Origin of the sequence: Streptomyces sp. NPDC127190 (genome assembly GCF_042672505.1) — a bacterium.
GTDB lineage: Bacteria > Actinomycetota > Actinomycetes > Streptomycetales > Streptomycetaceae > Streptomyces.
The window spans coordinates 24,833-33,202 of sequence record NZ_JBHXVE010000045.1; the positions used below are offsets into that span (position 1 = coordinate 24,833).

At 69.7% G+C, this 8,370-nt stretch carries 8 protein-coding genes and 1 pseudogene; 5 read left to right on the forward strand and 4 right to left on the reverse strand.

Features of this window, described 5'->3' with window-relative positions:
* The first annotated feature begins 151 nt into the window (after positions 1-151).
* Positions 152-571 (forward strand): hypothetical protein, encoded by a 420-nt coding sequence (locus ACFVIU_RS37635; RefSeq protein WP_385848190.1) that lies wholly within the window; start codon positions 152-154, stop codon positions 569-571.
* Positions 568-777: a hypothetical protein gene (locus ACFVIU_RS37640; protein WP_385848192.1), complete on the forward strand. Its 210-nt coding sequence runs from the start codon at positions 568-570 to the stop codon at positions 775-777. Before ACFVIU_RS37635 ends, ACFVIU_RS37640 begins: the two co-directional genes overlap by 4 nt.
* On the opposite strand, the gene ACFVIU_RS37645 is transcribed toward ACFVIU_RS37640, so the two are convergent.
* Positions 735-1,268 carry a PhzF family phenazine biosynthesis protein gene (locus ACFVIU_RS37645; protein ID WP_385848193.1) on the reverse strand — a complete coding sequence of 178 codons (534 nt, stop codon included), beginning with the start codon at positions 1,266-1,268 and terminating at the stop codon, positions 735-737. The genes ACFVIU_RS37640 and ACFVIU_RS37645 overlap by 43 nt on opposite strands.
* Before the next feature lie 152 nt (positions 1,269-1,420).
* Entirely contained in the window at positions 1,421-3,040 is a 1,620-nt protein-coding gene (locus tag ACFVIU_RS37650) for an amidohydrolase (protein WP_385848195.1), read from the reverse strand.
* A 134-nt stretch (positions 3,041-3,174) separates the two neighbouring features.
* Between ACFVIU_RS37650 and ACFVIU_RS37655 the strand changes: the two genes are divergently transcribed.
* Both ACFVIU_RS37655 and ACFVIU_RS37660 read left to right on the forward strand, forming a co-directional pair.
* Positions 3,175-4,146, forward strand: coding sequence for an Lrp/AsnC family transcriptional regulator (locus ACFVIU_RS37655; protein WP_385848196.1), 972 nt, complete (start codon positions 3,175-3,177; stop codon positions 4,144-4,146).
* 206 nt (positions 4,147-4,352) lie between these two features.
* A pseudogene (locus tag ACFVIU_RS37660) lies at positions 4,353-5,227 on the forward strand (IS5 family transposase).
* A gap of 7 nt (positions 5,228-5,234) precedes the next feature.
* On the opposite strand, the gene ACFVIU_RS37665 reads toward ACFVIU_RS37660, so the two are convergent.
* Both ACFVIU_RS37665 and ACFVIU_RS37670 read right to left on the reverse strand, forming a co-directional pair.
* Positions 5,235-5,588, reverse strand: a complete 354-nt coding sequence (locus ACFVIU_RS37665; RefSeq protein WP_385848198.1) for a hypothetical protein — start codon at positions 5,586-5,588, stop codon at positions 5,235-5,237.
* A 179-nt stretch (positions 5,589-5,767) separates the two neighbouring features.
* Entirely contained in the window at positions 5,768-6,370 is a 603-nt protein-coding gene (locus tag ACFVIU_RS37670; RefSeq protein WP_385848199.1) for an RICIN domain-containing protein, read from the reverse strand.
* An 859-nt stretch (positions 6,371-7,229) separates the two neighbouring features.
* On the opposite strand from ACFVIU_RS37670, the gene ACFVIU_RS37675 reads away from it, so the two are divergent.
* The gene (locus tag ACFVIU_RS37675) at positions 7,230-7,574 is read left to right on the forward strand and encodes a hypothetical protein (protein WP_385848200.1); all 345 of its coding nucleotides are present in this window, start codon (positions 7,230-7,232) and stop codon (positions 7,572-7,574) included.
* The last annotated feature ends 796 nt before the right edge of the window (positions 7,575-8,370 follow it).

Sequence of the window (8,370 nt, forward strand, 5' to 3'; positions counted from 1 at the left end):
TCTGTTTCCCCCCCCCCCTCCGCACCTGTCCCCTGTCCCCCCCCCCCCCCCCCCCTTCCACCCCCCTCCCGCCCCCCCCCCCCCCCCCCCCCCGCGCGCGCCCCCCCCGCTCCGCACGTTCCCGCCCTTCACGCCCGAGCAGGAGGCACCCTTGCACCCGATCCGCCTGATCTCGTTCGGCTACCTGCACCTGCCCACCGGCCCGGACGGCTCCCCCGTCCCGCCCGCCGCCGACCGGATCGAAGACGTCCGCGACCGGCTCCGCGACCCGGCCGCCGCCCGCGCCATCCTCGACCTCGACGGCCTCAACCCCCGCGTCCAGGACGTCGTCCTCGCAACGCCCGGCGCCCTCGAGCTGCTCGCCAACCTCGCCGACTACGCCGACCTGCCCGCCGGCCCCGGCCGCATCGCCATCGGATGTGCAGGCGGCAGGCACAGGGCATCCGGACTCACCGAACTCCTGGCCCGCGAACTGCGTGCCCGCGGTCGCCAGGTCGACGTCGAACACCTCCACGTCCATCTCCCGCGCGTCCTCAAGGCGGCCGACACCAGCACCGGAGCGAGCGCATGACGACCCCCGGCCTGTACGACCTCGTGACCAGCGAGGGCGACGACGGCACCATGCACCCCGCCGAACGGCTCTGGACGCCCGGCGAGGACGCGGTGGAAAACGGCTTCATCGTCCATCGCGGCATGCACGTCACCGGCATCGACGACCCCATCGACGACCACCTCTACCCAGTCGGCTTCGTCTTCCTTGGCAAGTCAGCGTGTTGATGTGGTGTCCGGCAGCCGTACCGCGTGCATTTCTCGGGCGCGGCTATTCGGCTTCCGGTTGTGGGCGCCATGTGCCGTCGAGCGGGATTCCGGCGGTCGCCGCAATCCGGTCGCACCCGGGGCGGAGCGGCGAAGGACAACAGGTCCTCACCACGGCGCACCGTGACCAGACCCGCAGCGCACTCTTGCACCAGATACTCGGCATGCTGCGGCGTGCCGCCGCCGTCCTGCCAGGCACGCGCCGAGCCGAGGGTGGGGTGCCCGGCGAACGGCAGCTCACCTCCCGGGGTGAAGGTCCGCAGCCGGTAGTCCGCCTCCGCGACGGTGGGCGGCAGCACGAACGTGGTCTCGGACAGATTCGTCCACCGCGCCAGCCGCTGCATCTCCTCCCCGCTCAGGTCCGTCCCGTTCAGAACGACCGCGACCGGATTGCCGGAGTAGGGGCTCGTGGCGAACACATCGACCTGCACGAACGAACGGGTACGCGGCATGGTCTCGACACCTCTCGGCAGCGGATATGGCAGGCTCTGCACATCCCGCCCACCGGCGGAGCAGGACCATCCCAACGGGCGCCCGCACCACCACGACAGGGCCAGTCCCAACAAAGTGGATTGACTGGCCCTGCCGTCATGAGGGGGCATGTTCACCGCTCGGTGGTGGAGGTGACCAGGAGTCCGCCGAGGAAGGTGTGCGTGGGCTTCAGGTCGCGCAGGGCGTCACTCGGGCAGTGGGCGGGGTCCCGGTCCCAGACGGTGAGGTCGGCGAGGCGGCCGGGGGTCAGGGTGCCGCGCAGGTGCTCCTCGCCGGTCAGCCGGGCGGCGCCCGCGGTGTGCAGGGTGAGCGCCTCGTCGTAGGAGATGGCGTGCTCGGGGCCCTTGACGCCGATGACGGTCTGCCGGGTGGTCATGCCCCACACCGAGCGCATGGCACCGAACTGGCCGACGGGAAAGTCGGATCCGGCACTGACCTGAGCTCCCAGGTCGATCCAGCCGCGGGCGGGGAACAGGCGCGCGACACGTTCCGGGCCCCAGAAGCCCTCCTCCACCTCGGCCGTGTCGTGCAGCAGTGGCTGCTGGATGGTGACCGGGATGCCCAACTCGACGGCACGGGCCTGCTGTTCGGGACCGGCCAGGCCGCCGTGCTCCATCACCAGCGTGCCGGCGGGCAGTCCGGGGTTGCGCTGAAGGACGCGCTCGTAGACATCCAGGAGGGTGCGGACCGCGCGGTCGCCGTAGGCATGCGTGCCGACCCGCCAGCCGCGCCGCACCACCGCCTCTACCGCCTCGACCAGCGCGTCCGGTTCCCAGATCAGCATCCCGGAGAAGGCGTGGTCGCAGGCGTACGGCTCCTCGGTGGCCCCGGCCTCCAGGCCGCCGTCGAGGCCGAACTTCACCCCCCACACCGACAGCCACGGGTCGGAGGTGTGACGCCACTCCTCCATGACGTCGAGTAGATCCTCCACCTGCGCGGCGCTGGTCAGACCGAGCGCCGAGATCAGCGCCCGCACCCGGGTGCCCAGCGCCCCCGCCACACGGGCGGCCAGGAGCACCGCGTAGTCCTCAGGGGTGACCGCGCAGTCGCGCACGGTCCCGATGCCCGTGGCGGCGTAGTCGCGGCTGGCCAGGCGCAGTCCGTCGATGCGCTCGGCCCGGTCCGGGGCCGGGACCAGGTGCTCCACCAGGTGCAGGGCGTTGTCGATCAGCCGGCCGTCCAGCTTGCCGTCGGCGCCGCGCCCGATGGTGCCACCCGGCGGTACGGGGGTGTCCTCGGTGATGCCCGCCAGCCGGAGCGCGTAGGTGTTGACGACGTCGTTGTGGCCGCCGCGCTTGACCAGGACCGGGTGCCGGTCGGTGGCCGTGTCGAGTTCGGCCGCGGTGGGCATGCGGCGCTCGGCCAGGTTGAGTTCCTGCCAGTTGGTGGTGGTGCGGATCCACTCGCCCTCGGGCGTGACGGCGGCCCGCTGCCGGATCAGGTCGAGGAACTCGGGGATGTTCCGGGCCCGGTGGACGGGGACGTCATGGGCACCGAGCGCGGCGAAGATCAGGTGGGTGTGGGTGTCGTCGAAGGCGGGCAGCACGGTGGCATCCGGCAGGTCGTGCACCCGCGTGTCCGCGCTCACCAGGTGGTCGAGGCCGTGGGGGTCGGCGGACACGGCGGCGATACGGTCGCCGCGCACGGCCACTGCCCGCTGCGGGGCCTGTCCGGGCACCAGGGTGTGCACCGCGCCGGCGCGGATCAGCAGGTCGGCTCCGTGATCAGTCATCGTCTTCTCCCTCATCTCGCGGGTGCCGATCCGAACGTGTCGTTCGGTGACGAGACTGTTGTAGGAGGGATGCGGGGATTCACCGCCAACCTGAAGGCGAGTGCGCAGAAAGTGCGCCAGAGACTCGGCCTATCATGCGGATCATGCGACAGGTACTCGATGAAACCGATCGGCGGATCGCGGCCGCGCTGGTCGCCTCGCCGCGTGCCTCCTGGCGCGAGGTGGCCCGCTGTCTGGGGCTGTCCGAGCGCACCGTCGTACGCCGGGTCGCGCTGCTCTACGCCGACGGCACCCTGCGCGCCACCGCCGTACGCAACCCGGCACGCTTCCCGCACCTCATCCCCGTCGCCCTGCGCATCCGCTGCCGCCCCAACAAGATCCGCCAGGTCGCCCAGGCACTGGCCCGCCGCCCCGACACCGTCTGGGTGGACATCCTCGGCGGCGGCGACGAGATCTCCACGATCTTCTTCCCCGAAGGCGCGGAGGCCCGCAACAACCTGCTGCTGCGCGACCTGCCCGCCACCGACGCCGTCGGCTCCTGGACCGCCCATACCCTGCTGCGCGTCTTCCCGACAGCGTTCCGCTGGACCGCCGGTCTCCTCTCCCCAGCGGAACTGGCCGAACTCGCCCCTGCGTTACTCAAGACGCCGGCAGCGTCGTACACGCAAGTCGACGTCGACACCGCGCTGATCGCCGCTGTGACCGAGGACGGCCGGGCCACCTACACGGATCTGGCCCGCCGCGCCGGCACCACGGCGCTGACCGCCCGCCGACGGCTTGAGGCCCTCGTGGAGGGCCAGGTCTTGCGCCTGGCCACTGAGCTCGATCTCGCGCTGCTCGGCGCGCAGACCGAGGCGCTGCTGTGGATCGCCGTACAGCCAGGTGCGTTGCAGGAGACCGCGCGGACCCTGAGCACCCACCCGCACGTCCGCTTCTGCGCCGCCACCACCGGTCCCGCCAACCTGGTCGTCGCTGTCGCCGCCGCGAACCTCGACGCCCTGTACACCTTCCTCACCGACACCGTCGGCCCCCTCGACGGGGTCACCGCCATCGACACCACCCCGCTGCTGGCGACCGTCAAACGCACGGGCCTGATCCGCCACTGACGGCAGCGGCGGCATCCCCATCCCGTCGTCGCGGCGGCGACTTCTTGCTCCTCCTCGTGACGGCGGCTGTTGCGTACGACGACGGGTGGTTTCCTGACTTCAGATGGAAGCAGGCATCCCGGGGCCTGGCGACTCGCAGGCAGTTGCGCGCCACGGGGTTAGGGTCTGTTGCGAAAGTGGATCTTGTTCCTTGATGATCATGCCCTGTGGGACGTGGGGATCTGACGAACGGCCAGTGGGCCCGGCTGGAGTCGTTGCTGCCGACGGGCATCAAGCCGGGTCGACCGCGGGTGTGGACGCGGCGGCAGCTGATAGACGGCATACGGTGGCGGACCCGGACCGGTGGCCCCGTGGCGGGACGTGCCCGAACGTTATGGGCCGTGGGAGCGGGTCTATGACCTGTTCCGGCGCTGGCAGCGAGACGGTACCTGGGCGAGGATCCTCACCCAGCACCAGGCCGAGGCGGACGCGAAGGGCCTGATCACCTGGGACGTCAACGTCGACTCCACCGTCTGCCGGGCCCACCAGCACGCCGCCGGAGCGGCGAAAAGGGGGACCTCCAGAAGGAGCCACCCGGCGGGATCTTCGTCGAGCCGGCCGACCACGGCCTCGGACGCTCCCGCGGCGGACTGACCAGCAAAATCCACCTCGCCGTCGAGCAGGGGCAAAAGCCCTTGTCCGTCGTGATCACGGCCGGGCAGCGGGGCGACTCCCCGCAGTTCGAGCCGGTGCTGGAAGCCATCCGGGTCCCGAGGCTGGGGCCAGGCAGGCCGCGCAAGCGCCCGGACCGGGTCCGGGCCGACAAGGCGTACGACTCCCGCGCTAACCGCTCCTACCTGCGCAGACGCGGAATCAAGGCCGCCATCCCGGTTCCGGCAGACCGGGTCAGCAACCGCCTCAAGCGCGGATCGTGCGGTGGGCGGCCGCCGAAGTTTGACAAGGACGACTACAAGCAGCGGCACGCTGTTGAGTGCGGGATCAACCGCCTCAAGCGCCACCGGGCCGTCGCCACCCGGTACGACAAACCGCCGTCCGCTATGAGCCAACTGTTCTGGTCGCAGCGATCAACGAGTGGCTGTGACGGTGCTCTAACAGAGCATCGGAAGCCATGCCATCGCCTCACGCCAACCCTGGCGATCATGCGCCCAGTCCATCATCACTTTGGCAATCGGCTCTGGGCCGATGATCTCATGTGGCCGTGGGACGTGAGCCTGGAAGTGCTTGTCTGCGCTGCCTTCGCGGTACTCCACCTGGTAGCTCATGTCGTCATTCAGGTAGACCTGCATATAGTGCTGATCCACAGGCTCCAGGTCGAGCCTGCTGAGGATCACGAACCGGTGACGCAGGTTCATATCAGCCAACAGGTCGTGCAGGGCGTCCTCGGTCGGATCGTCCACAACGCGCCCGTCACCCTCGATTGCCCGCAGCACTGGTCTCACCATGCCCGCGACTGTACTGGCCTACCAGGATTTAGTCGCCCGCCAACGCACTTTCACAACACTCCCTAGGCGCCCCATCGTCATCGGCTGCCTGAACGACGAAGCGGCGGTGGTTCCTGTGGTGGTGAAGGCGGCGCCCCGGCCGAGAGCCGTACGCGCTGCTGTGTCACGCTCGGCGCGGGTCAGGCGTCCATGTCGAAGATGTACCAGCCCTGCCAGCCGCCGTCCTGCGACCCGCCGTTGCAGGGGTAGCCGCGCAGCAGGTCGGAGCCGCCGTTACCGGCGTCGGAGTCGTCCAGGCAGCGGCCGGTGTTCGCGTTCTGGAGCACCTGCTGGTAGTAGGACGGGCTGGTGCCCGTATTGCGGTTGACGATCCGCCACTTCTGCCAGCCGCCGTCGTAACTACCCCCATTGCAGGAGTAGCCGCGAAGCAGCTCCGTCCCGTTCGGCCCGGCGTTTGAGTCGTCCAGGCACAGGCCAGTATTCATGTTCTTGAGCTGGGCGTAGCCGTTGGGGTCCACGGAGATCACGCGCCACTTCTGCCAGCCCCCGCTGTAGCTGTTCTGGTAGCAGGGGAAGCCTCGAAGGAGGTTGCCGTCTTTGCTATTCGGGTCGATCGAGTCGTCCACGCATCGGTTGGTGTTGTCGTTCGGGCCGATCCAGTAGTCGTGTTCGACCTGCCAGTGGTCGGTGTTGACCCCGACCGCCGCGGCCGCCGTGCCGGTCTCTACAGCGACGCCGCCGAGAGCGAGCCCGGCAGCCGCAGCGCCCTGGATTACCCGCATGGTGACTTTCCGCATGGCGTGCACCCCACTCACGCATGGAAGGGTCAGCCCTGTCGCTTCCCCCTGAGCGCCGCTCGGCCTGGTCCTCCGCGAAGCGGCAGGGCCAAACTATCGAACACACGAGCCGTGCGGATACGATTCTGTCTTTCCTCGCCGTGGCCAAGTTCATCCAGCTGTGGCGCGCGGTCGACTTGTCACTGGTCGCCCTGGCGCTGCTCGCTCTGGCTGTCGCCACTCTCGCCATGGGATGCCGGCCGCGATGAGCCGCACCCGTCTGGATGGCGTACTACGACGACGCCCACGACGCCTACCAGCGGGCAATCCGCGCCGGTCACCCCCAGCTCTCCCCCGCCGCCACCTTCTTCCTGGCGGTCATGCTCAGCGAGGCCGGCCTCCCGAAGCACGTACCGCCACCTCATGACCACCGGACACCCGGTCCAGGGTGGCATGGCAGCCATCAACCTTGGCATCAGCCTGGATAAAGCCGGTGACATCGACGGCGCCCTCGATGCCCTCAAATGGGCCGCCAACGGAGCCTGGGAGGAATCGGCGGCCCACGCCAGGGACATGCTGGCAAACGCCGACTTCTCCGACACGCCGAATCCCTCGATCCGGACGCCGCACGCTGATCAGACAGGACAGACGCACTGCGGAAGCTGGGCATGCAGTGGGCGTAAGGCCCAGCAGCGGGCGGGTCACCGTGTCCGGCGCCCCACGCAGCTTTGCAGGCGGCGACTCCGCCGGCGTGAGCCGTTTTGCGCGGCCCATCGTGGCCTTGCGCTGCGTTGGCCAGGTAGTCAAAGCCGCCTCGGCGGCGTTCGGCGGAGCCGTTAAGACGAGCGTTCAGGTGGCATGTGGCATGTGGCATGTGGCATGGCAAGCGTGTCCGTTGATTGTGGAGATCGTTGCTCTCGATATGAAACGGACATACGCCACCTGCTGCTTTGCCGTCCTGACTGTCGGGCTCACCGCCGCCCCCGCCGCGGCCGGCGGCCTCCTGCCGATCGTCTCCCCGGCGTTCGGCACCCTCTGCGCTAACCACGGCAGCCCTCAGGCCAGCGGAACAACCACTCACGGCACCGGAGCCGCCGACAGCAACCTCGCCGGGCTCCCCATCAGCAACCCCACCAACCAATGCGGCGGAGCCGACCTGACCCCCTCGCAACTCACAGCGCCACTCTACAAAGTCAAGGTGCTTGCATGATTTGCTTGGCGTTGTGCGGCAGGTCATGGTGTCCAGGGCCCACAGCCACGTGGCTTCGGCCGCTGTGTCCGAGACGCGGTGACTTCACTCCCGCGTGAGGCGTGGGGCACGGGTACGTCCGGTGAACACGGGGTCGTACACGGGGCCGCAGCAGCGAGGGCCTGCCGATCGCGTAGGTGGGCAGCGCGCCCGACAACTGGTGAACCGCAGGGTCAGCGAGACCCTTCCCAGGCGTTACGCGTACTGGGGTGCGACGCCCCGGGGGTCCTGATCTGTGACATGGCACTGGAGTGTGTTTAGAGCCTTGGATCTTGGGTGTGGTCGCCATGATGCTTGCCCTGCCGAGGACGGAATCAGGGATTCGCTCCCGGTCAGTGCGGCGGCGAGGCCGCCCGCCCCTCCGGCCCCGTTCGGAGGTGACTGCAGAGAGCTACTTGTCACTTCGCCGTAGCTTCGGGAGAACGGGTCCTGGTAAATGACGATTGCTGGCCTCGCCGAGGGACAGCGCGAGCGCCTGACGGCCCTCGGCGTCACCCCCTGCCCCCGGGGCAGAAGACCCCCGCCAGGGCCCCAGGGGCGGCTCAGGCGGCTTCGAACGCGGCCGGCGCCGCCCTCGGCCTCCAATGGGGGGGCCCCCCGCCGCGGGGCGGGCGCCTCACCCAGGACACCGCGGCGGCGGGCCCGGGGCGGGGCGGGCCCGGGGGCCGTCCCCGTGGGGGGGTCCCACCCCCCCCCACCGGGTCTTGCCGACGGTGCCGTCGGGGTTCGGCAGGCCGTACTTCATCTGGTACTGCAT

What these genes read in the sequence shown, in the direction of transcription:
- ACFVIU_RS37640 (WP_385848192.1), top strand. Translation starts at nt 568, where the DNA reads ATGACGACCCCCGGCCTGTACGACCTCGTGACCAGCGAGGGCGACGAC.
- ACFVIU_RS37645 (WP_385848193.1), bottom strand. Translation starts at nt 1,268, where the DNA reads ATGCCGCGTACCCGTTCGTTCGTGCAGGTCGATGTGTTCGCCACGAGC.
- ACFVIU_RS37650 (WP_385848195.1), bottom strand. Translation starts at nt 3,040, where the DNA reads ATGACTGATCACGGAGCCGACCTGCTGATCCGCGCCGGCGCGGTGCAC.
- ACFVIU_RS37655 (WP_385848196.1), top strand. Translation starts at nt 3,175, where the DNA reads ATGCGGATCATGCGACAGGTACTCGATGAAACCGATCGGCGGATCGCG.
- ACFVIU_RS37665 (WP_385848198.1), bottom strand. Translation starts at nt 5,588, where the DNA reads ATGGTGAGACCAGTGCTGCGGGCAATCGAGGGTGACGGGCGCGTTGTG.
- ACFVIU_RS37670 (WP_385848199.1), bottom strand. Translation starts at nt 6,370, where the DNA reads ATGCGGGTAATCCAGGGCGCTGCGGCTGCCGGGCTCGCTCTCGGCGGC.
- ACFVIU_RS37675 (WP_385848200.1), top strand. Translation starts at nt 7,230, where the DNA reads ATGTGGCATGTGGCATGGCAAGCGTGTCCGTTGATTGTGGAGATCGTT.